This is a genomic window from Achromobacter pestifer (assembly GCF_902859625.1).
GTDB classification, from domain to species: domain Bacteria; phylum Pseudomonadota; class Gammaproteobacteria; order Burkholderiales; family Burkholderiaceae_B; genus Achromobacter; species Achromobacter pestifer.
Map to the genome: position 1 here is coordinate 325,484 of NZ_CADIJX010000002.1, position 21,613 is coordinate 347,096.

At 65.4% G+C, this 21,613-nt stretch carries 22 protein-coding genes; 12 read left to right on the plus strand and 10 right to left on the minus strand.

What is annotated here, in order from left to right; translation table 11 throughout:
* Positions 1-39: 39 nt before the first annotated feature.
* A complete protein-coding gene (locus tag HV753_RS08330) occupies positions 40-657 on the plus strand; it encodes a cysteine dioxygenase family protein (protein WP_175173981.1) in 618 nt (205 codons plus the stop codon).
* Between the two features lie 86 nt (positions 658-743).
* Complete coding sequence (locus HV753_RS08335; RefSeq protein ID WP_175173982.1) at positions 744-1,508, plus strand: IclR family transcriptional regulator; 765 nt, start codon at positions 744-746, stop codon at positions 1,506-1,508.
* Here the strand turns inward: HV753_RS08335 and HV753_RS08340 are convergent.
* Both HV753_RS08340 and HV753_RS08345 read right to left on the minus strand, forming a co-directional pair.
* A complete protein-coding gene (locus HV753_RS08340) occupies positions 1,417-3,075 on the minus strand; it encodes an FAD/NAD(P)-binding protein (protein WP_246288199.1) in 1,659 nt (552 codons plus the stop codon). The genes HV753_RS08335 and HV753_RS08340 overlap by 92 nt on opposite strands.
* Positions 3,075-4,040, minus strand: a complete 966-nt coding sequence (locus tag HV753_RS08345; protein ID WP_175173983.1) for a Bug family tripartite tricarboxylate transporter substrate binding protein — start codon at positions 4,038-4,040, stop codon at positions 3,075-3,077. Before HV753_RS08345 ends, HV753_RS08340 begins: the two co-directional genes overlap by 1 nt.
* Before the next feature lie 312 nt (positions 4,041-4,352).
* Between HV753_RS08345 and HV753_RS08350 the strand changes: the two genes are divergently transcribed.
* The 8 genes from HV753_RS08350 to HV753_RS08385 all read left to right on the plus strand — a co-directional run bounded on the left by HV753_RS08350 (position 4,353) and on the right by HV753_RS08385 (position 11,289).
* Positions 4,353-5,522, plus strand: a complete 1,170-nt coding sequence (locus HV753_RS08350; protein ID WP_175173984.1) for a CaiB/BaiF CoA transferase family protein — start codon at positions 4,353-4,355, stop codon at positions 5,520-5,522.
* The gene (locus HV753_RS08355; protein WP_175173985.1) at positions 5,519-6,241 is read left to right on the plus strand and encodes an enoyl-CoA hydratase/isomerase family protein; all 723 of its coding nucleotides are present in this window, start codon (positions 5,519-5,521) and stop codon (positions 6,239-6,241) included. The genes HV753_RS08350 and HV753_RS08355 overlap by 4 nt, the downstream gene beginning before the upstream one ends.
* 27 nt (positions 6,242-6,268) lie before the next feature.
* Entirely contained in the window at positions 6,269-7,102 is an 834-nt protein-coding gene (locus HV753_RS08360) for a CoA transferase subunit A (protein WP_175173986.1), read from the plus strand.
* Entirely contained in the window at positions 7,095-7,829 is a 735-nt protein-coding gene (locus HV753_RS08365; RefSeq protein ID WP_175173987.1) for a CoA-transferase subunit beta, read from the plus strand. Before HV753_RS08360 ends, HV753_RS08365 begins: the two co-directional genes overlap by 8 nt.
* 11 nt (positions 7,830-7,840) lie before the next feature.
* Positions 7,841-9,334: a class I adenylate-forming enzyme family protein gene (locus HV753_RS08370; protein ID WP_175173988.1), complete on the plus strand. Its 1,494-nt coding sequence runs from the start codon at positions 7,841-7,843 to the stop codon at positions 9,332-9,334.
* A gap of 194 nt (positions 9,335-9,528) precedes the next feature.
* Complete coding sequence (locus HV753_RS08375) at positions 9,529-10,008, plus strand: carboxymuconolactone decarboxylase family protein (RefSeq protein ID WP_175173989.1); 480 nt, start codon at positions 9,529-9,531, stop codon at positions 10,006-10,008.
* Positions 10,009-10,018: 10 nt separating this feature from the next.
* A complete protein-coding gene (locus HV753_RS08380) occupies positions 10,019-10,774 on the plus strand; it encodes an SDR family oxidoreductase (RefSeq protein WP_175173990.1) in 756 nt (251 codons plus the stop codon).
* A 20-nt stretch (positions 10,775-10,794) separates the two neighbouring features.
* Entirely contained in the window at positions 10,795-11,289 is a 495-nt protein-coding gene (locus HV753_RS08385; RefSeq protein ID WP_175173991.1) for an Ohr family peroxiredoxin, read from the plus strand.
* A 4-nt stretch (positions 11,290-11,293) separates the two neighbouring features.
* Here HV753_RS08385 and HV753_RS08390 read toward each other — a convergent pair whose 3' ends face one another.
* From HV753_RS08390 to HV753_RS08425, 8 genes are all read right to left on the minus strand, one after another.
* Positions 11,294-12,298 (minus strand): LysR family transcriptional regulator, encoded by a 1,005-nt coding sequence (locus HV753_RS08390; protein ID WP_175173992.1) that lies wholly within the window; start codon positions 12,296-12,298, stop codon positions 11,294-11,296.
* A 165-nt stretch (positions 12,299-12,463) separates the two neighbouring features.
* A complete protein-coding gene (locus tag HV753_RS08395; protein WP_175173993.1) occupies positions 12,464-12,895 on the minus strand; it encodes a cupin domain-containing protein in 432 nt (143 codons plus the stop codon).
* Positions 12,896-13,004: 109 nt separating this feature from the next.
* Positions 13,005-13,883, minus strand: coding sequence for an RNA polymerase sigma-70 factor (locus HV753_RS08400; RefSeq protein ID WP_175173994.1), 879 nt, complete (start codon positions 13,881-13,883; stop codon positions 13,005-13,007).
* A gap of 112 nt (positions 13,884-13,995) precedes the next feature.
* A complete protein-coding gene (locus HV753_RS08405) occupies positions 13,996-14,886 on the minus strand; it encodes a GntR family transcriptional regulator (protein ID WP_175173995.1) in 891 nt (296 codons plus the stop codon).
* A 5-nt stretch (positions 14,887-14,891) separates the two neighbouring features.
* Entirely contained in the window at positions 14,892-15,944 is a 1,053-nt protein-coding gene (gene pdxA / locus HV753_RS08410) for a 4-hydroxythreonine-4-phosphate dehydrogenase PdxA (protein WP_175173996.1), read from the minus strand.
* Positions 15,941-17,158, minus strand: a complete 1,218-nt coding sequence (gene dtnK / locus HV753_RS08415) for a D-threonate kinase (RefSeq protein WP_175173997.1) — start codon at positions 17,156-17,158, stop codon at positions 15,941-15,943. The genes pdxA and dtnK overlap by 4 nt, the downstream gene beginning before the upstream one ends.
* Positions 17,155-18,144 carry a 2-keto-3-deoxygluconate permease gene (locus HV753_RS08420; protein ID WP_175173998.1) on the minus strand — a complete coding sequence of 330 codons (990 nt, stop codon included), beginning with the start codon at positions 18,142-18,144 and terminating at the stop codon, positions 17,155-17,157. The genes dtnK and HV753_RS08420 overlap by 4 nt, the downstream gene beginning before the upstream one ends.
* A gap of 219 nt (positions 18,145-18,363) precedes the next feature.
* Entirely contained in the window at positions 18,364-18,897 is a 534-nt protein-coding gene (locus HV753_RS08425) for a MarR family winged helix-turn-helix transcriptional regulator (protein WP_175173999.1), read from the minus strand.
* 128 nt (positions 18,898-19,025) lie between these two features.
* On the opposite strand from HV753_RS08425, the gene HV753_RS08430 reads away from it, so the two are divergent.
* Positions 19,026-20,000, plus strand: a complete 975-nt coding sequence (locus HV753_RS08430) for a tripartite tricarboxylate transporter substrate-binding protein (protein WP_175174000.1) — start codon at positions 19,026-19,028, stop codon at positions 19,998-20,000.
* A gap of 11 nt (positions 20,001-20,011) precedes the next feature.
* The gene (locus HV753_RS08435) at positions 20,012-21,580 is read left to right on the plus strand and encodes a sulfatase-like hydrolase/transferase (RefSeq protein ID WP_175174001.1); all 1,569 of its coding nucleotides are present in this window, start codon (positions 20,012-20,014) and stop codon (positions 21,578-21,580) included.
* The last annotated feature ends 33 nt before the right edge of the window (positions 21,581-21,613 follow it).

Consider the following 21,613-nt stretch of genomic DNA (forward strand, 5'->3'; position numbering starts at 1 on the left):
TTCTCATCTGGGATTTGCCCCATGAGTTGGAGACCCGCAATGTCTGATGCTTCCCCCGGTCTGGACCGGCTTCGCCGCTTTATCGCCACCGCGACCCGGTTGGCGGCGCCGGACGCGCTGGCGCAGACGCCCGCGCTGCAAGCCGCCTTCGCTGACCTGGTGCGCCATGACGATTGGCTGCCCGACGCCTGTACCGCGCCGCATCCTCAGTATTACCAGCAGTACCTGCTGCATTGCGATCCCCTGGAGCGTTTTTCGCTGGTCAGCTTTGTCTGGGGGGCGGGGCAATTCACGCCCGTGCATGACCACGAGGTGTGGGGATATGTGGGCATGTTGCGCGGCGCCGAGATCAATCAGCGCTACACGCGCCAGCCCGACGGCCGCTTGACGGCTGCGGGCGAGGCCACTACGTTGCAGCCGGGGGATGTTGAACGCCTGTCTCCCGAAGAGGGGGACATCCACCGTGTGTCCAACGCTTTCGCGGATCGCGTGTCGATCAGCGTTCACCTTTACGGCGGCAATATCGGCGCCGTGTCGCGTCATGTTTATGATCCGGCGACCGGGCAGCCCAAGCCGTTTGTTTCCGGCTATTCATCGCCTAGCCTGCCCAACTTGTGGGACCGCTCCGCCGCCGTGCGCGCGGCGATCCCTGGATGAAAAGCGAACGGCCGGTCGCCTGAAAGCGCTGTTCGCACGTGGCGTCTCATGCTATGTTTCTGTCCTAAATATTAGGAAAAAAGAAAATGGATAAGACACTGCTCAAGGGGTTGATGGTGTTGGAGGCGGTGACTGACGTGGACAATCCGCCGCGCACCATCGATGCGCTGGCTGCCCGGGTCGGCCTGACTCGCAGCAATACGCATCGCACATTGCAGACCTTGATCCACGCGGGCTATGTCATCAAGGACGATGACGGGGGCGGGTACCGCGGCGCGGTGCGTTTGTTTGAACTGGCTGCCCGGCAGCTGGCGCAGTTGGATGTGCGCAAACTGGCCGCGCCATTCATGCGCACCCTGGCGGACCAGACCGGCGAAACCGTGCACTTGTCGGTGCTGGACGGGTTTGACGTCGTGTACGTGGACAAGATCGACAGCCCCCAGCCCATTCGCGCCTATTCGATGGTGGGCGGACGCGCGCCCGCTTACGCGGTCGCCACCGGCAAGGCCTTGCTGGCGTACCAACCTGAGGGATATGTCGAGCGCTACGCCGAACAACTGGTGCGCCACACGCCTTCCACCATCGTGTCCATGGCGCTGTTGAAGGACGAACTGCGCAAGATCGCCCGTGCGGGCTATGCCGTGAATCGCGGCGAATGGCGCGAAGGCGTGGGCGGGCTGGCCGTGACTCTGTTCAACAGCTTGGACCAGCCCGTGGCGGCCGTGGGGATCTCGGGCCCGCTGGACCGCCTGAGCGCCGCTAGGATGAAGCTGCTGGCGCCGGATGTGTCGGCCTGTGCGCAGTCCATCTCGCAGGGGATGGGTTATCGGCGGGGGTTTCTGGATCAGTAAGCGTGGCAGGGCGTCCGAGCGCAGCCGCGATCCGTTGCGCCTGATCACGGGCCAGCCGCGCATTGACGTCCATTGACGTGGTCCAGAAGTAGGTGCCGCCGGCCAAGCTGCCCAGCACTGATATCTGCGGTAGCACTGAGTCGTTCGTGTCTTTCAGGCAGCCCGTCTCAAAATCCAGCGCCAGACCGCCGAACGGATCGGGACGGGCATGGCCGTCGTGTAGCAGAGCGGCAATCAGCGGGTCGCGGGTGCGCTGCGCATCCACCGAAAAACTCGTGGCGTTGATCAGATACTGGCTGCGATGTGTCACATTGCCATCGGCGCTGCGCAGTTGCGTGTGGAACTGCTGGCTCGCCGGGTCGTAATGGCTGTCCACATACCCGGCGTGCACTTGCAGTTGGCCGGTTTTCAACAACGCTTGCAGCTTGAGCGCGTTGCGCATCGGAAAGGTCGCGCGGCGTGCCATCCAGAGGGACCGCCATTGCGATTGAAAACGATGGCGCTCCGAATCCGGCATCAAATGCCAGATCTGGTCCACCGCCGCGTTGGTGGCGGCGGCCACGGCTTGCCAGGGCCGGGCGCCGTGCGATGAACGGCGGATCTCTTCATCCAGGGCGGTTTGCGCGTCGGCCGGCAGGCCCACGATCTCGTCCGGATCCAAGGTCCCGCCCAATGCCTGCACCTCGTCTTTCAACGCTTGTGCGATCACGTCCACCGACAGCGCGCCACCATGGCGCGCGGCCAATTGCACGGCGCCGTCCCGGCTTAGATGGCGCAACGCGGCAGGTGCTTGATTGTGAGGGCTGCGTACCGATGGCAGCCGCCCGTTGCGCGACGCGCACAAGATGGGGCCGTGATGACCGCTTTGCTGCAAGGCGGCGATGGCGTCCACCGCGCTGAGACTGGTTCCGACCACGCACACCGAGGCATCCTGGGGAATCGTGCTGGCCAATTGCGAGACGGGGTATGGGCTGTTGAAATAGCCCGGCTTGTCCTGCAAGTCCGGAAATGCCTGCGAGGGCAAGTTGCCGTTGCACAGCACGGCATGGCGGGCAAGCCAGGAAGCTCCGTGTTCGGGATCGATGCGCGCGCCGCCATCGGGCAACGGGACGACACGCCGCACCCGGCTTTGCACATGCAGCAGCGTGACGCCAAGCGCTGCCGCCAGCTTGCGGCAGCGCGCATGGACGGCACGCAGATAGGCGCCGAACAGCGGGCGCGGCAGGAAGTCCGAAGCGGCTACTCCATCGACGCCCATCCCGCGCAGCCAGGCGGGATCCTGTTCGCGCAGCCAATCAACAAAGTCCATCCGCCGGTCGGCCCGAGCCGACATGTTGCCGGCGGGGATGTTCAGCAGGTTGCTGGGCAAGTCGTCCTGATAGGCGCCGCCCGGCCCGGGTTCGGCTTGGGGTTCAAACAGGACGATGTGGAGCGGTGGGCAGGCAGGACTGACGCCGGCGGCTTCCCGCACGAGCAGGAACTGATACAGCAGGCTGACGGCGACCGAGCCGCCGCCCACGATGGCCAGGTCCGCGGCCATCGACGAAGAGCGTGGGGCGGCTGGCATCATTTCGCCGACGACATGCGCACCACGTCCGCCCAACGGGCGACTTCCTGCTTCAGCACACGGCTGGTGTCGGTGGGCGAGGTGGCCACCGCGTCGGCGCCAAGCTTCAGCGCGGCCTGCTGCACCGACGGCATGGCGGCGGCTTTTTGCATGCCTGCCGACAGTTTCTCCACGACCTCAGGCGGCGTGCCGGCGGGCGCGAGCAGGGCATATGCGGTGGCAACGGAATAGTCCTTCACGCCTTGTTCCATCAGCGTGGGCAGGTCGGGCAGGGCGGTGGCGCGCGTGGCGGTCGTGACCCCCAGCAGCCGGATCTTGCCGCTGGCGACCTGCGGCAGCAATGCGGGCAGTGTTTCGATCACCATATCGATCTGGCCGCCCAACAAATCGGTGATGGCCGGGCCGCTGCCTCGGTACGGCACATGCATCAGCCGGGTGCCCGTCACCACCTGGAATAGTTCGCCCGCCATGTGCTGCGAGGTGCCAGGGCCGGCCGAGCCGAATGTGATGGTGCCTGGCTTGCTCTTTGCCAGTGCGATGAGTTCCTGCACATTCTTGACGGGCACCTTGCTGTTGACGGCAACGGCCATCGGCATGCTGGTCGCCATGGATACGCCGACAAAAGCGGTGGCGAAGTCATAACCCGGCTTGTCCGGCATGGCAGCGTGAATCGCGTGGCTGCCCACCGCGCCCATCAGCAGCGTGTAGCCATCGGGGGCCGATTTGGCCACGTATTCGGCTCCGATCTCGCCGCCCGCGCCCGCTTTGTTCTCGACCACCACGCCTTGTCCCAGGAAGTCGCCCAAGTGCTGCGCGTAGATGCGGGCAGCGGCATCCGTGGCGCCACCGGGTGGGAACGGCACCACCATGCGCACGGGTTTTGAAGGCCAGGTTTGTGCCAGGGCGGGGCTGGCGGCGAACGCCAGCACGGCGCTGGCAAGGGCAATGCGCCACGTCTGCTTCATGAAAGTCTCCTTGGTGGGGCGGGCCGTCATGCGTGAGGGCATGCCGCGGTTGCGGTCGCTGGTAACGCTGCGGTCCAGTTTTTATGTGTCCTAATATATAGGACTCGTATTCCAATAAATGGTTTACCTAGAATTCCACACGGTGATATGCTGGTCAACAATTAAGCGCTGCACCTAGGGATTGCTCTAGTAATCATCGGCATCTCTGGCGTGACCGCGCAGGCTGGCCCAGAATGATGCCATCTGGAAAGCGGCGCTCTTATACTGTTTTATAAGTCCTAAATATTGAATTTTTATAATGAGAGGTCAGACATGACACCCAGTTCGGCACTTGCCGGCATCACGGTGCTGGAGATTTGCAATGTCGCGGCGGGACCCTTTTGCGGCATGTTGTTGGCCGACATGGGCGCCGACGTGATCAAGGTCGAGAACCCCGAGGGCGGCGACACCTTGCGCAGCTGGCCGCCTATTTCCGACGGCTATAGCGAGAATTTCGCGTCCTTGAACCGCAACAAGAAGTCGGTGACGTTGAACTTGAAAGATCCCGGCGACTTGGCCCTGGCGCGTGAATTGGCGCTGACCGCGGATGTGTTGATCGAGAACAACAGGCCGGGCGTGATGGATCGGTTGGGACTTGGCTATGCGGAATTGCGCGAGGCCAATCCCAAGCTGGTCTATTGCTCGATCTCGGCCTATGGGCAGTCAGGCCCGCGTTCGCAGGAAGGGGGTTTCGACCTGACCATCCAGGCCATGAGCGGCTTGATGAGCGTGACGGGCGAAGCCGGGGGCGAACCCGTGAAATGCGGCGTGCCCGTGGCAGATTTTTCGGCGGGCTTGTATGGCGCATTCGCCATCGCGTCTGCATTGCGCGCCGCGCAGGCCAGCGGGCAGGGCACGCATATCGATGTGCCGATGCTGGGCGCCACGCTGGGTATCGCCGCGTTGCAAACGTCGGAGTTCTTCGGCAGCGGCAAGGATCCGGTCAAGCTGGGTTCCGCGCATCCGCGCAACGCGCCCTATCAGGCGTTCCGTTGCAAGGGCGGCTATTTCGGCATGGCGGCAGGCAACCAGGCGCTGTGGAAGGGCGTGTGCGCCACGGTGGGCCGCGAAGACCTGCTGGCCGACCCGCGCTTTACCGACACCAGCGCCCGCGCCCGCAACCAGACGGCGCTGCGCGAGATCCTGGAGGCGATCTTCGCCGCCGAGGACGCGCAGACATGGCTGGGACGGTTCCGCGCGGCGGGCGTGCCTTGCGCGCCGATCAACACGTATTCCGAAGTGCTGGCGGACCCGCAGGTGGAGCACATGGGGTGGGTGCAGCCGGTTGAATTGCCCAACGGCGTGCAGACCCGCACCTTCGGCCTGCCGGTGCGGTTCGACGGTCAGACCACGGCGTTGCGCTTGCGCCCGCCAGCGCTGGGCGAGCACAACGACGAGGTGCTGGGCAAGTTGCGCGCCGCGAAGAAAGGGGTGACGGCATGACCGGCGTGCTGCGGATCGACAAGCAGGGCACACGGCACGTGCTGACGTTGACACGTGCCGAGAAGATGAACGCCTTGTCCGCCGAACTGGTGGAAGCGTTGTTGACGGCGGTGGATGATGCCGAGGCGCAGGGCGCAAAGCTGATCGTGCTCAAGGGCGAGGGCAAGAACTTCAGCGCTGGCTTTGATTTCAGCGATTGGCAGACGCAAAGCGAGGGTGATCTGTTGTTGCGTTTCGTGCGCATCGAGACCTTGCTGCAACGGCTGGCGGCATCGCCGTGCCTGACGGTGGCACTGGCGCATGGCCGCAACTTCGGCGCGGGTGTCGACGTGTTCGGCGCCTGCAAATGGCGCATCAGCGCGCCCGACGCCACGTTCCGGATGCCGGGCTTGAAGTTCGGGCTGGTGCTGGGCTCGCGCCGTTTTGCTTCATTGGTGGGGGCCGAGCGTGCTCGCACGGTGCTGGAGCAGGCCGCAACGTTCAGCGCGGAAGACGCATTGCGCGACGGCTTCGCCAGCCGCCTGGCGGCGCCGCAGGAATGGCCTGACGTGGAGCAGCAGGCATCGGATACGGCTGCCGCGTTGTCGGACGCCAGCCGCGTCCAACTCTATGCGGCGCTGTCGCTTGAGACACCTGACGCCGACTTGGCCCGTCTGGTGCGGTCGGCGGCCGCGCCGGGGTTGAAAGACCGCGTGGCCGCCTATCTGCAAGCGCGCTAACGAAAAAAATCAGCAGGGAGGATGACAATGGCTTCGGGTTTCAATCAACAGAACAAGCAGTGTTCGCTGGCAGAGCTGGCGGCGCTGGTGCCGGACGGCGCATCGATCGCCTTGGGCGGTAGTTTCTTGCATCGCGGGCCGTTCGCGTTCGTGCGCGAACTGATCCGCCAGGGCAAGCGTGATTTGGAATTGATCAAGCAATCGCCCGGGTACGACGTCGATATTCTGTGTCGCGCTGGCGTGCTGCGCCGCGTGCGCGCGGGCATCGTGGCGATGGAAGGCAACTTCGGCCTGGCGCCGTGGTATCGGCGTGCGGTGGAGCGGCGAGAAATCGAATTGGAAGAACATGCGTGCGCCAGTTTGACGGCCGGACTGCGCGCCGCGGCGTTCGGCGTGCCGTTCCAGCCATGTGGCGGCCTGCATGGCAGCGGCCTGCCGGCGTTGAATGGTTGGGCCTGCCTGGATGATCCCTACGGCAGTGGGCAGAAGACCTGGGTGGTGCCCGCGATCCGGCCTGACTTCGCCGTGATCCAGGCGTCGGAAGTGGATGCTCAGGGCAATGTGCGTGTTCATGGCACGGCACATTGGGACCGCATCATGTCGCGTGCCGCGGGCAGCGTGCTGGTGGTGGCTGAAAAGGTGGTGGATACCGCCGTTTTCCAGGCGCAGCCGGAATCCACGCTGGTGCCGTACTTCATGGTGCAAGCCTACGCAGTGGCGCCGGGCAGTGCGTGGCCGGGGTCTTGCTGGCCCGATTACGCCATCGACTATCCGGCGGTGGAAGCCTACATGGACAAGAACAGCGATCTGCAAGCGCATCTGGCCGCGGCGCCCGAAGCGCAAGGGGGGAATCATGGCTGAGCAATGGTCGGGTTTTTCGTACATCGTCACCAATCTGGCGCGGTTCATCCGCCCCGACGAAATCACATTCAGCGGCGTGAATTCCACGATGCCGATGTTGGCCTGCCTGCTGGCCAAGCGCGCCTACGACTGGGACTTCGTCTATATCAACGTGGCGGGCGGGGTGAATCCGAAGCCCTCGCACATTCCAATTTCCAGCTCTGATCCGGTGTTGGCCGAACAGACGGCGTCGATCTTCTCGAACGAGGATTTCTACGACCTGTGCACGCGCGGCCGAATGGATCTGACCTTTCTGGGCGCGGCGCAGATCGATGGCGCTGGCTGCGCCAACAACTCCTGCATCGGTGATTGGCATGAACCCAAGGTGCGCTTGCCCGGCGGTGGCGGCGGGGCGGTCATGCTGCCCACGGCCAAGCGGGCCTGCACCTGGCGCACCGAGCATTCGCGTCGCACGTTCGTGCAGAAGCTGGATTTCATGACGTCTTGGGGCGGCTTCCACGGCGTGGTCACGCCGATCGCCGTGTTCATCAAGCGGGACGGGCGGCTGGCGCTGCAATCCTGGCATCCGGAATGCAGCTTGTCGGAAGTGCGCGAACGCACCGGCTTCGAGTTCGATGCCACGGGCGCCGTGCCGACCGAGCCCCCTTCAGCGAACGAGGCTCGCGCCTTGCGCGAGCTGGACGCGGATGGGCAGTTTGAACGCGACGCGGCTGTCGCGCTGCGCTAGGGGAGAACGCCATGACGATTGCCGATGCCACCTTGGTGGCGGCGTTTGCGCGTGCGTGGAGCCAGCCAGAATGGGCGACGCGGCCCGCCATCGTGACCGCGGATGAAACGCTGAGCTATGCGCAATTGCATCGCCGGGTGGGCCAAGTGGCAGGCGGCCTGCGCGCCGCTGGCGTTCCGCGCGGTGGATTTGTGGCGGTGGCGATGGAGCGTTCGCTGGCGCAAGTCGTGGCCATTTTGGGCGTGATGGCGGCGGGGGCTTGCCCTTGCCCGCTGGAGCCACGGCTGTCGGTCGAGGAAACCGCGCGTCGCGTGTCGGCGGTGGGCCTGGCGTGGATGCTGCACGACGATGCCAATGCCGAGACGGCGAAGGCAAGCGGCCTGCAACCCGCCCGCTTGCTGCCAGCCGCCCGCGTGGCGTTGGGGCCGGTGGACTGGGCGGGCAGCGATGTCCCGACCGCGAATCCCGGTTTGCTGCTGTTCACCTCGGGCAGTACCGGCAACCCCAAGGGCGTGCTGCTTAGCCATCTGGGTTTGGCAAATAATGCACGGGGCGTGCTGGCGCACACCGGACTAAGGCTGGACGACCGTCTGCTGCACGTGATGCCCCTGCATCACACCAATGCCCTGAATAACCAGATCTTCACGCCGCTGCTGGCGGGCGCCTGCGTGGCCCTGGCGGGCCGTTTCCGGGCCGACGACATGCCGGGTTTGCTGCGCGCGTTCCAACCGACCATCATCACCGGCGTGCCCACCATGTACGCCCGCATGCTGGAACTGGCGTTTGATCCGCAAAGCCTGGCGGGTTTGCGCTTTGCACGGTGCGGGTCGGCGCCCATCACCGAAGCGCTGCACCGGCGTATCGAGGCCTTCCTGGGGTGCCCGCTGGTGGTGTCCTACGGCCTGTCCGAGGCCACGTGCACGTCGACGATGAATCCGCCTGCCGCGCGGCGCGTCGGTTCAGTGGGAACGGTGCTGGCCGGGCAGCGCGTGACGCTGCGGTTGCCGGACGGTTCGGAGGCCGCGCCGGGCGGTGAAGGCGAGATCAGCATTGAAGGCGATAGCCTGATGCTGGGCTACCTGGGCGTGGAGCAGGCGGATGGCGGGACAGCGTCACGCTTTCACACGGGAGACTTGGGGCGTTTCGATGCGCAGGGATACCTGACCATTACCGGCCGCATCAAGGACGTGATCATCCGGGGCGGCGAGAACATCTCGCCAGCCTTGATCGAAGGCGTGGTGACGGCGGTGCCAGGGGTGGCGGCCTGCTGCGTGGTGGGCGCCCCGGACGAGGATCTGGGCGAAGTGCCGGTGATCTTCGTGCAGCGCAATGGCGAGGCCGCACCCGATGCCTCCGGCATACAGGCCGAGGTGCTGGCGCGGCTGGGCCGGATCTACGTGCCCCGCGAGGTGCTGTGGATTGAACGCCTGCCAGAGAATGCGGTGGGCAAAGTCGACCGCAAGGCGTTGGCGCGGCAAGTGGCCGCCAACAGCGTCCTGCAATAAAGGGACGGCGCGTTGCGTGGCCCTTTGGCCGCCGCGCGCGCCGTCTTCGGATTGTTGCCATTGAGGCAACATCGTGATCCCTTGGCCGGGTCTTCTGCCACTTCCTCCCGCGACCTACGATTTGGGCGTTGTTCCAGATGCGCCGCACCCGGTTGAGCCCCGCCGGACAGCGCCAACCAATCGAGGGAGTCACCATGAGTCAACGTCTAAACGCTTTCGGTCAATCGCCCGAGCTGTTCAAGAAATTTGTCGAATTCGGCATGCTCTTGAAAGCCGGGACGATCGAACAGTCGATCCTGGATCTGATCGAGATCCGCGCCTCGCAAATCAATGGCTGCGGCTTTTGCGTGGACATGCACGTGAAAGAAGCCAAGATTCACGGTGAACGCGAATTGCGCCTGCACCACATCGCGATCTGGCGTGAATCCACGCAATTCTCGCCCCGCGAGCGTGCCGCCCTGGCCTGGACCGAGGCGCTGACGACCTTGCCCGCGACGGGCGTGCCCGACGAGATCTATGAGCGTGTGCGGACCCAGTTGTCCGAGAAAGAAATCTCGGATCTCAGTTTCGCGATCATGGCGATCAATGGCTGGAACCGCCTCAACGTGGGGTTCCGCACCGTTCCCGGCTCCGCGGACAAGGCTTACGGGCTGGACAAGGCTCAACTGAACTAAGGACCTCATCATGAAAATCCTGGTAATCGGCGGTACCGGCCTGATCGGGTCCAAACTCGTCAAACGACTCATTGAACGTGGACATGACGCCATTGGCGCGGCCCCCTCCACCGGCGTCAACACGATCACCGGCGAAGGGCTGGACGACGCGCTGGCCGGCGTTGATGTCGTGGTCGATGTGGCCAATTCGCCGTCCTTTGAGGACAAGGCCGTGCTGGAATTCTTCCAGACGTCCGGCCGCAACCTGCTGGCGGCTGAGGCCAAGGCGGGCGTGCGTCACCACGTTGCACTGTCGGTGGTCGGCACGCACCGCCTGGCCGAAAGTGGATACTTCCGTGGCAAGATCGCTCAGGAAGCTCTGATCGAAGCGGCGGATATCCCCTACACCATCGTCCATAGCACGCAGTTCTTCGAGTTTTTGGGCGGCATCGTGCAATCGGGCACGCAGGGCAACGAGGTACGGCTGTCGCCCGCCTATGTGCAGCCGATTGCTTCCGATGACGTGGCATTGGCCATGGCCGATGCCACGCTGGGGGCGCCGGTGAACGGCATTGTCGAGATTGCTGGCCCCCACCGCGTGCGTCTGGCCGAACTGGCGCAACGCTACATGGGTAAGACGGGCGATGCCCGCACCGTGCAGGCGGACGCCAGCGCGCGCTATTTTGGCGCGCTACTCAATGACGATACCCTGGTGCCCGGCACCCGGCCGCGTCTGGGCACGATCGACTTCGAGACGTGGTTCAGCCAGTCGGGCGCAAGAAAGTAACGGCGAACGCAAGGACCTTCATGAGCAAACTACGGCCTCCTCCCCAGACACTGCTGGACAAGTACCGGGGGGAGGATTTTCATCCCCAGTACACCACCAGCGTCACCGTTCGAGGCGGGGAGGCCGGGCACGGACGTGCCTCCGGCATCGCCGCGTCGGACGATGGCGAACTGTTGGTGAACCTGCGATTGCCCGCCGAATTGGGCGGCTCCGGGGGCGGGACCAACCCCGAACAGCTGTTCGCGGCCGGCTACGCCGCCTGCTTTCATGGCGCGCTCAGCATGTTGGCCGAGCGCGCGGGCGTGCTCATCCCGGATGCGTCCGTGACGGCTACCATCTCGTTTGGCCGCGATCCGGTCGATGGCTTGTTTGCGTTGACCGCGGATATCAATATCCACCTGCCTGGGGTGGCCAAGGCCGTGGCCGAGGAACTGGTGCGCAATACGGAGCGCCTTTGTCCCTATTCCAAGATGGCCCAGAACGGAATCGAAAGCGTGGTGGCGTTGACGCAATAGCGATTCAGGGTTGCGCGGACAGCAGGCTATCCAGAATCGGCAAGTCCAGTGCGCGGATGTGTTCCGTCATGTAATCGATGAACACGCGCATGCGCGTGGGCAGGTGCTGGCGGCTGAGAAAGCACAGGTAATGGCCGCGGTCATCGGGCGCGTATTGCGGCAGGCAGGCCACCAGCGTGCCGTTGCGCAGATGGTCGCAGACCTGATAGCCCGCCATCTGCGCGACGCCATGGCCGTCCAGCACCGACTGAAGCACCAGATCCGCGTCGTTGAAGGTCAGCATGGCGGGTGGCGCCACCTTGCGCAGATGGCCGCCCACCTTGAATTCCCATTCATACACGCGCCCGGATGCCAGCCGAAAATTCACGCAGTCATGTCTGGACAATTCATCGATATCGCCGGGCAGGCCATGCCTGGCGGCATAAGAGGGCGAGGCACACAGCAGCATCTGCATGGGAATCACTTTCTTGGCGATGACCTGGCTGTCTTCCATGCGGCCGTTGCGGAACGACACGTCGATGCGGTCCATCGTGAAGTCGGTGGGGCGGTCATCCAGCGTCAGCTCGACCGCGATGCTCGGGTTGGCTTCACGAAAGCCATTCAGCAGGGGGGCGACGACCTTGCGTCCAAAGCCCACGGTGGAACAGACGCGCAGCAGGCCCGAGGGTGGGCCTTCACGCAATTCCCGCATGTCGTCGATGGCTTGGACGATCCGATCCACGCCCGGATGGCAGTTTTCAAAGAAGCGTTCGCCCTCACTGGTCAATGTCGTGCTGCGGGTGGTTCGCACGAACAGGCGCGTGCCGAGTTGGTCTTCCAGTTTTTGCACGCTGCGGCTGACTGCCGACCGGCCGATGCCCAGACGGTCCCCGGCCTTGGCGAAGTTGCCTTCGGCGGCGACGGCGATAAACGCCACGACGCCGGCATAACTGGTGGCAAAGCTGTCGGCCAGGGAGTCCGACCCATTGGAGAGCGTGGTGATCGAGGGAACTGATAAGGGTGTCGACATGGTGGCGGCGCCGCGAATGGTTGATCCTATCGCTAAGACGTGGCGCTGGCCCCCGTTGTGACACTGGTCGCAAAAAAAATGCTGGCTCTCCCAAAAATACGGGGAAAGACCAGCGGTGAGCCGTGTCAGCACCGACCCTTGGAAATCGGGTTGATTTGTCCCTTATTAATTGGCGGGAAGCAGCGCGGGGGCGCCTTGCTTCTTGATCAGCACAACCAGGAACTTGGCGGGCTGGGTCTGGCTGGCGTTGCGGCCCACCGTATGGATATCGTCCGGGCCCTCGTAGAACGTCTGGCCGGGCGTCAGCGTGACTTCCTTGCCACCCTTGACTTGCATGATGATGCTGCCTTCCAGCACATAGACGAAGCTATAGGCGTCATGGCGGTGGATGGGGTCGGCGGCGCCAGGCGGATAGTCGACGACGATCATCAGCGCGTCCTTGCCGGGAATGTCCGGCAGGTCCTTGTTCATCAGCGCCGTGACGATGGGATCGGCCGGCGTGGCGGCGTGCGTGGCATGCTGCGCTGCGTGGGCCAACGGGCTCAGCAGCGCGCCGGCTGCGATAAAGGGCAATCCGATTTTGGCGATCTTCGACATGGCTTTTCCTTGGGCTGTATTGGCAGGCCAATCGTAGAAGCCCGGGCGGCGCGGCGGTAGCCACGCGCAGGGGATCACCGTGTTGCCTGCCATGCACCAAAGCCGGGTGTCAGCCCTGGACCAGCGCGGCGGCGATGCGTGCCAGTTTGTCCGGGTTGCGCTGCACCAGGACTCGGGTCAGGCGCTGGCCATCGGTTTCGTAGGACTGCACGGACTCCAGGCTGCCGTCGATGAAACGCAGCAGTGTCCATTGCCCGTTCACCTGAACCACTTGAACATCCAGCGCATCGCGAAAGCGCCGCTTGCCGGCGTAGAACAGCTGCGCCAGGCGCTTGCCGCCCACCAGGCTGGCAAAGCTGGTGACCTTGCCGCCGCCATCGCCGATGAGCTCGGCATCGTCGCTAAGCAAGGCGTGCAGGCCATGGAAGTCGCTACGCTGCATGGCATCGGCAAAGGTGACCAGCAGGCGTTGCAGCGTCGCGCGCGGCACCGCCTCGCGCGGGGTGCCCTGGCGCAATTGCTGCTTGGCCCGCCGCACCAGCTGGCGGCACGCAGCTTGGGTCTTGTCCAGGGTAAGGGCAATGTCGTCGTAGTCGGCGTCGAACACTTCGCGCATCAGGAACGCCGCGCGAGCGTCCGGCGACAGCCGTTCCAGCATGAACAGGAACGCCACCGAAACGTCATCGGCGAACTCACGGATCTGCTCCGGCGTGGACGGCGCGGCCATCAACATCGGCTCTGGCAGCCAGACACCCACATAGTTGGCCCGTTCGGCCTTGGCCGCGCGGAGGCGATCGATGGACAAGCGGGTGGTGACGGTGACGAGCCAGGCCTCGGCATTTTCGATGGCGCCACGGTCGGTATCGTGCCAACGTAGCCAGGCATCCTGCACCACATCTTCCGCCTCGGCGACCGCGCCCAGCATGCGGTAGGCGATCCCGTACAAACGAGGCCGGTGACGGTTGAACAATAAGACGGAGTCGGTCATTGGACTGGCCAACCCTGAGGGGGAAGGCGGCGGAAGGCGGGGCTTATTTTGCCGCACGCATCCCATGGCCGCAAGCAAGAACCTGACGGCTCAAGGATCTACGGCGCGAAGTTCAGGACTGACTGCGTAGCCTGGCCAGTTCGGCGGAAAGCTCGGCCACCAGGGCCTGCGCCCGTTCAAGCGGATCGTGTCCATTGGGCGCGGCATCCGGCTGGGCGGCGGTGTCTTGCAGCCGGGGCTGCACGCTCTCGTGGCCCATGCTGACGTCGACGTCGAACACAAGCTGCTCCGCCCGGTGCCAGGTGGTGAACCATTCCAGCGGCTTGCCGTGCTGGTCCATGCCTTGGCCTTGCAGCATCAGCAGCGGGGTGCCGGCTTGGGTGTCCAGTAGTTCGGCCAGTTTCTTGTCGGCGGCCATCGCGCGGATCTGATTGCGTCCGGCGCCGGGGCGCAGACCGAATTGCCGGGTCAACACGCCATGCAGCGAGGCATCCGTCAGGTCCTCTGCGCGCAGGCCAGGCACCGCGCTGGCGGGCAGCCAGGTGCGCACGTAGGCCAGCGGCGCATCGGCCACGTGACGCAGGCGTTCCAGCATCAGCAATTGCGTAGTGCCGAAAAACGCTGCGACATCGGCGGGCGGCTCGGCGCGCGCGAAGGCCAGCACGCGGGTCTGCAAGGTCACGCCTGATTGGGCGAATTGTTCGTACAGGCCCGTGGAGCGCTGCACCAAGCGGCGGTGTTCCTGGGGCGCCGCCACGGTGGCGGGGCGCCCGGTTTCACGTTGGATCAGCCCTTCGGCGGCCAGGGCGGCAAGCGCCTGGCGCACCACGCTGCGCGCCACGCCGAAGCGGTCGCACAGCGCGGCTTCGCTGGGCAGCACGGCGCCTGCCGCAAGCTTGCTGGTCCGGATGTCGCCACGCAGCAAGGTCGCCACCTGGGCGTGCAGCGGGATATCGCCGGAGCGGTCAAGAATGGGCAATGCGTCGTGCGTGGCGGGCGCCATGGGAATCAACCTCCGGTTTGTGCCCGCGCAGTTTCCCATACATGCGTCCAGCCCGGGGCCAGATGCGCGGCGCGCTCGGCGGCCAGGATCAAGCTGTCTTCGCGCGCAATGCCCTTTCCGGCGATGTCGAAGGCGGTGCCGTGGTCCACCGAGACGCGCACGACCGGCAGGCCGACCGTGATGTTCACGCCGTCGTCGCCATAGACGGCCTTGAAGGGCGCGTGGCCCTGGTCGTGGTAACAGGCGATCACGAACTGCCACTTGCCGCGCACGGCTTGCGGGAACAGGGCATCGGCCGGGATCGGGCCGGCAGCCAGGATGCCGGCCGCGTTGGCTTCGGCCACGGCGGGGGCCAGGATGTCGGCGTCTTCGCTGCCGAAGATGCCGTTTTCGCCCGCATGCGGGTTCAGGCCCGACACGGCCACCGGCTGGTCGCCACGGCCCAGGGCCTTGGCGAAGGATCCGGCCAGGCGCAGCACCGCACGCATGCGCACGGGCGTCAGGTCTTCGATGGCCTGGCGCAGCGATACGTGGGTGGTGGCGTGGAAAATATAGAGGTCGCCCGCCGACAGCACCAGCGAGAACGTCTTGACGCCGAACTCGTGGGCCAGCAGTTCGGTATGGCCGGGCCACTTGTGGCCGGCGGCGTGCATGGCGGCCTTGTTCAGCGGCGCGGTGACGATGCCGTCGACTTCGCCGGCACGCGCCAGGGCGCAGGCCGTGGTGACGAAGCGCACCGAACCGTCGCCCGCGTCCGCGCTGATTTCACCCAGCTTGACGTGGGCCAACGACGGGCCGGCTTGCAGGACTTCGATCGTGCCCGGGGTGTTGGTGCAATCGGCCGCACGGTCCAGCTTGCGCACGATGGCGGGGTCGCCGCCCAGGCCGCGCACGGCATTGATCATGACGTCGACGTCGCCGACGACCAGCAGGCGGGCCTTCTGGCGCAGCTCGTCATGGCCCATCAGCATCTTGGCCGTGATTTCCGGGCCGATGCCCGCTACGTCGCCCAGGGTGACGGCCAGCAACGGCAGCTTGTTGGGTTGGGATTGTGTCATCGCTTGAATCTCCTATCGCGGATCGCGCGCACTGCGCGAACCAGTACATCTTCGGTGCCAAAGCCGCCGGCCTTGGTCACCACGGGCAGGCCAGCGGCCGTGCCTCCGGTCAGCGTGCCCAGAGGCACGCCGCCCATGACTTCATCCACCAGGGCGATGCCGCGGGCGGCAAGCGCCACCAGCACGCTGCGCGCGCCGTCGCCTCCGGTGGCGACCACGCCCGCCGCGCGCGAGACCGTGATCAATTGCGCAGCCAGGCTGCCCAGACGTTCGGCGACCCGCTCGGAATCCAGGCCATCCAATTGGCCTTCGGGCGCCAGCAGCAGCACCGTGCCGGCTTCGGCGGGGGCTTGCGCGTGTGCGCGCAGCAGGGGTTGGGCCCAGGCCTGCCACGCCGCGTCGTCTGCCAGTTGGGCAAGCGACGGCGTCCAGGTGTCGGCGCCCGAGGCTTGCAGGGCCGCGGCTTGTGCGCGCGCGGCGCTGTGCTGCGACGTGACGACGACCACGACGGGTGCCCGCTGATCGGCGCCGGCCCAGACTCGGGCCAGCGGCACGGCCAGGCCGCCCGCGCCCACGGGCAGGACGTGTTCGCCCAGCAGTCCGATGGCGCGCGCCAACCGTTCCAGGTCGGCGTCAGTGGTGGCGTCGACCACCACCGTGTGGCCCGCCTGCTGGATGCGGGCGGCCAGTGCGTCCGGCGTGTCGCCGTCCAACACCGCGACGTGCGCGCAGCCCAGCAGGGTGGGGATATGGCTTTCCGTCACCGGGGTGACCGGATCGGTGGCCGCCGAGGTCTCGGTGACCGGTTTGCCGTTCACGTAGAGAATGCCTTGCTCGACGGTGCGGCCGGTGGCCGGGAACGCGGGGCAGATGACCGCCACCGTGTCCGGACCCCAGGCGGCGCGCGCGGCGTCGATCTCGGCTTTGAATGCGCCGCGCAAGGTGGAGTCCACCTTCTTGTACAGACGCGAAACGCCAGCGGCGCGTAGCTGTTGCACGTTCTGCGTAATGACCTGCGCGGCCTCGGCGGCGGGCAGGGCCCGGCTGTTGGTCGTGACGGCCAGGACTTCCACGCCAGCCGTCGCCGGGCCGGACAATGCTTCGTCGGCGCCGCCGATGGAAAGATGCGTGCTCCAGCCCGCGCGCACGAACTGCACCGCGGTGTCGCCGGAACCGGTCAGATCATCGGCAACGATGGCGATAGTGGGATTCAAAGAGCCTCTCCGCGCGCTTCGCCCAACGTGGGCGTGGCGTTGGTGGGGTCGGCGTCCTCGGATTTGAGTTCACCCGCCCGTTTCAGGAAATACGAGGCCAGCATCGGCGCCAGGATCGAACTGATCAGCACGCAGGCCGCAACCTGCGCGGTGGCGGTCGACACGTATTGCTGGAAGTTGGGGTCGGCAGCCGCGACCACGGCGGGCGTGGCGATGGCGTTGCCGGCGGTCGTGCCTGCCGCGAAGCCCAGACCGCTCTTGCCGCCACGGCGCAGGATCATGCGATAGCCCAGATACACCAAGCCGCCGGTGATGGGGCTGATGATCAGACCCAGGATCAATCCGCTGGTGCCACCGCTGATCACCGCGCCCAGGTTGATGCCGGTGCCCAGCGCGAAAGCGAAGAACGGGATGACGATGTTGGGCACGGGCTTGAGCACGTCGCGCCACTTCGGGTCCAGGTTACCCACGACCACACCCAGCAGGAAGGGCACCAGGGCCGCCACCAGGGCGATCATCGGAATGTCGGCCAGGCCAGATGCGCCGAGGAACAGCAGGCTGAAGAAGGGGCCGTCGTTGACCGCGCTGGCCACATAGGCGCCGCGGTCGCGGGCATCGCCGTATTGGCCGGTATAGGCCAGCCACAGGCCGCCGTTGCTGTTGTCGAAGGCGGCCAGCAGGGCCAGGATGGATACGCCCATCACGCCGTCCAGGCCGACATAGCTGCCCAGGATGATGATCAGGGTGGCAGGCACCAGCGTCTTCATCAGCAGGATGGTGCCGGCGGTGGCCAGGATGGGGCCGCCCGTGCGGGCGTTGACTTGCGTGCCGGTCGCGAAGATCAGCAGCGCGATCAGCGGCAGGGCGCTGTTCTTGAACAGGGCGGTGGTGAACCCGCCGATGGCGAGCGCGTCAGGGGCGAAGGTGCCGATCAGGGAACCCAGGATCAGCGGCACAAGCATCAATCCACCAGGGATTTTTTGCATGGTGCCAAAAAAGGGCGAACGAGAAGGTGCGGTGGTCGACACTTGCGGAGTCTCCAGGACGGTTCTGGTGGGTTGCAGACGTTCGTTGGCGCGTCTGTCAGGGGGTTGAAAACCGACAGTGTACACCTGTACGTACAGCTAGTACGTACAGGTTTCCCCCAGTCCCGGCGACGGTGGCATGGCGGCGCTTGTACCGGGGCGCCGCCATGCAGGGACGATTCAGGTGTATCGCGCCCGGCGCGTGCCCCCCTCGCGGCGGCTGGCCTTCTCGGCGACCAGGTTGCCTTCCGCCATGAGCCGCCCGCGCTGTTCGATGCGGGCCAGAAAGTCGCGAAACAGCGCGACTTCGCTATCACTCAGGTCTTGCACCAACAGGTCGTTCAAGTGCGAGACTTCGGGTAGCAGCGCCTGATAGCGGGCGATGCCGTCGGCGGTGGCCTCCACGCGCACGACGCGGCGATCCGCGCTGTCATGCAGCCGCCGCAACCACCCCTTTTCGCACAGCGCACCCACCGTGCGTGACGTACGGGCCAGATCCAACTTGGCCGCCGAGGCAAGCTCTGCCGAATTCATGATGCCGCCTTCAACGGCGCAGGCCAGGATCCGCCACTCGCGCCGCGTGATGCCAAAACGCCCTTCGCATAGCCGCAGAAAGACGGGGTTGGATTGGGACCATGCCTGATACAGCCGGTACATCAGCATGTCCGCAAGACTGCGCTGGCTGGGGGAAGGCTGGGATGGCAGGGCGTGCATATCGTTATGGAAAGTCCTGGATTAGATCAACCAATGGCCGGGTTGCTACAGTCAATCCACTCATTTGGGTATCGGCCGGGCATGAATAACCATAACCGACAGCGGGCCACTGTCTCCAGGAGAAGACAATGCGTAAGTGGATGACGGGCGCCTTGGCGGCGACGATGTTGTCAGGGGCGGCGTCGCTGGCCTGTGCGCAGCAGGCGCCGCTGGATGGCGCGCTGACCATTGTGGTGGGTTATCCGCCAGGCGGCAGTTCCGATCGTATTGCGCGGTTGGTGGCGGATCGGCTCAAGGACCGGGTGGGCGTGCCCGTCGTGGTCGAGAACAAGACAGGCGCTGGCGGCCGCATCGCGGCACAGGGCCTGCATGCCGCGCCGGCTACTCAGAACGTGCTGATGCTGGCCAACCCGGCCGTGATGGTGGTGGCGCCGCTGGTCTATGCCCAGCCGGGCTACGACGCCCAGCGTGATTTCAAGCCGGTGTCGCTGGTCAGCCGCTACAAGTTCGCCTTGGCGGTGCCGGCCAGTTCCTCGATCAACGACGTGCAAGCCCTGCGCCAATGGCTGCGCGCCAACCCCAAGCAGTTCACCGTGGGCGTGCCGGCCACGGGCAGCCTGCCGCACTTTTTCGCGCTGATGCTGGGCCGCGAGATCAGCCAGGAGCCGGAAGTGGTCGGTTACCGGGGATCGGCCCCGCTGATCTCAGAACTGATCGGCGGCATATTGCCTCAAGGGATCGACACGCTGGATACCCTGTTGCCGCAGCACCGGGCGGGCAAGATCCGCATCCTGGCCACCTCTGGCGACGCGCGTGATGCGGACTTGAAGGATGTGCCCACGTTCCGCGAAAGCGGCGTGAACCTGGCGGCCGACGGCTGGAACGCTTTCTTTGCTCCCGCGGCGATGCCCGCGGCCAAGATCGAGCGGCTGGGCGCGGACATTGCCGCCATCCTGAAAGAGCCCGCCATGCAGGCAGCCGTGCGCGATGCGTACCTGGAGCCAGTGTCGTTGGATGCGGCAGGCACTGCCGACGCGCTGACGGCCTACCGCAAGCAATGGGAGCCCGTGGTGCGGGCATCCGGCTTCACGGCCACGCAATGAAGGGAGCGGCAATGAGCACGGTGCAGAATGTGTTGTTCATCATGGCCGACCAGCTACGGGCCGACCATCTGAGCTGTTATGGGCATCCCTACTTGCAGACCCCCAGCCTGGATGCGCTGGCGGCGCGCGGTGTGCGCTTTGACCGCGCCTTTGTGAACTCAGGCGTCTGCGGCCCCTCGCGCATGAGCTACTACACGGGGCGCTACCCCTCCCGCCACGGCGCGACATGGAACCGCGTGCCGCTGTCGGTCAATGAGATCACGCTGGGCGAATACCTGGCGGGGCAGGGGCGGGAACTGGCGCTGGCGGGCAAGACCCACATCATCCCCGACAAAGCCGGCATGGAACGACTGGCCATCGACGGCGCATCCGAACTGGGCGTGCTGCTGAGCCGCGGGGGCTTCACCGAGCTGGACCGCTACGACGGCCACCATGCCCCGGGCAAGGAAAGCGGCTATCCCGCCTTCCTGCGCCGCAACGGCTATGACAGCGCGGACCCCTGGACCGACTACGTGATTGCAGGCGTGGACGCCAGCGGCCAGATCGTCAGTGGTTGGAACATGCGCAACGTGCATCTGCCGTCGCGTGTTGCCGAACCGCATTCCGAAACCGCCTATATGACGGACCAGGCGCTGGACTTCATGAAGCAGCGCGGCAGCCAACCCTGGGTGTTGCACCTGAGCTACGTCAAGCCGCACTGGCCCTACATGGCGCCCGCCCCATACCACCAGCGCTACTCCGCCGATCAATGCCTGCCGGTACGGCGCAACCGCGAAGAACTGACAGACGCGCATCCCGTCGTGGCGGCCTATCGCCAGCAGGAAGAAAGCGTCAGCTTTTCCACTGATGAATGCGTGCGCGTGGTGCGGCCTGCCTATCAAGGGTTGATCCGGCAACTGGACGACCACCTGGGCCGCCTGTTCGACTACATGGAAGGCGCGGGGCTGATGAAGAACACGCTGATCGTGTTCACGGCGGATCATGGCGATTTCCTGGGCGACCATTGGCTGGGGGAAAAGGAACTGTTCTACGACACCGTGCAACGGGTTCCCTTCATTCTGATGGACCCGTCAGCCGATGCCGACGCCACAAGAGGCCGCGCATTGGCCGATATGGTGGAGAGCGTGGATGTGGTGCCGACCGTGCTGCGCGCGCTGGGCACGCCGGGGCCGGCACACCGGCTGGAAGGCCGCGAGCTGCAAACGCTGCTGCACGGCCGCGATGCGGCGACGCCGTGGCGGGACTGTGTGTTTTCAGAGCTGGACTACAGCTTCCGCCAGGCGCGTGTGCTGCGCGGCAAGACGCCGCAAAACGCGCGCGCCTGGTCGGTGCGCACAGACCGCTGGCGCTACGTGTATTGGCTGGACGAACCCGAACAGCTTTTTGACCTGCATGCCGACCCGGATGAATTCCAGGACCTGGGACGAAGCACCGCGCACGCCAGCGTGCGCCTGGAACTGCGCCAGCGGCTGCTGGACTGGATGCTGCGCGGCAAGCGTCGCACCACCATCAGTGACGAGGCCGTGGAAAACGCCACCAACGCGCACAAGCGCGCGGGTGTGTTTTTCGGGCAGTGGTAGGGGGTGGTCTTCGGGGGGGGGGCGCTCCTCCCG